This window comes from Halolamina salina, from assembly GCF_042678005.1.
GTDB lineage: Archaea > Halobacteriota > Halobacteria > Halobacteriales > Haloferacaceae > Halolamina > Halolamina salina.
Genome location: NZ_JBHUDH010000228.1, coordinates 1 through 608, shown reverse-complemented (window position 1 = coordinate 608; position 608 = coordinate 1). Strand labels below are relative to the sequence as shown.

1 pseudogene is annotated in these 608 nt (G+C 51.3%); it reads left to right on the top strand.

Annotation, left to right across the window (positions count from 1 at the left end):
* Window positions 1–608 (top strand): annotated as a pseudogene (locus ACFR9S_RS14955) (helicase); the annotation flags it as partial.

Below are 608 nucleotides of genomic sequence, written 5' to 3'. Positions count from 1 at the left end.
AGATAGTGAAGCGATCGCCAGCTCCGCCAAAAGCCGAGCGGCTGAAGCCGCAGAACTATCCAAACGGGTCGGCCTTTCCGAAGAAAGTCTGGGGGCCACTGAGGAGGAAATCATCGAGTCGGCACGATTAGATGGCTGGACGGAAGCTCATCCCGACATTTCCTCCATCGGCTATCCCGACAGGCGGTTCGAACCGATGGTTGAGCCAGACGTCGTGAAACGACTCTTCACCCAAAGCCAAGTCCTGAGAGATCAGGGCTGGCGTTTCGAAATGCTGGAACGACGCCTCACTGAGGACGAAGATGCGCCTTACAAGAAGTTATACCGCATGACGATTCCAGATGCAGCCAATCCACCAATTCCGACAAATTCTCCCGAGGATACGGTTCAAGCGCTCTATACAGAAGACGACGAATTACTGATCTCATTTGATCCTGAGGTTTTAGAGTGGTATCCGTCAGTTGTGATTCCGTTACCACAGCATGACCTGTTTGCGTGTATCTTAGGTGAGATTCAACAAGAAATCAGCAGTGGCGTAAGACCCGAGATTACCCAGCTCTTTGGTCAAGCATCCGATTTAGGAATCAAGATCTGGCAAGAGAATCACG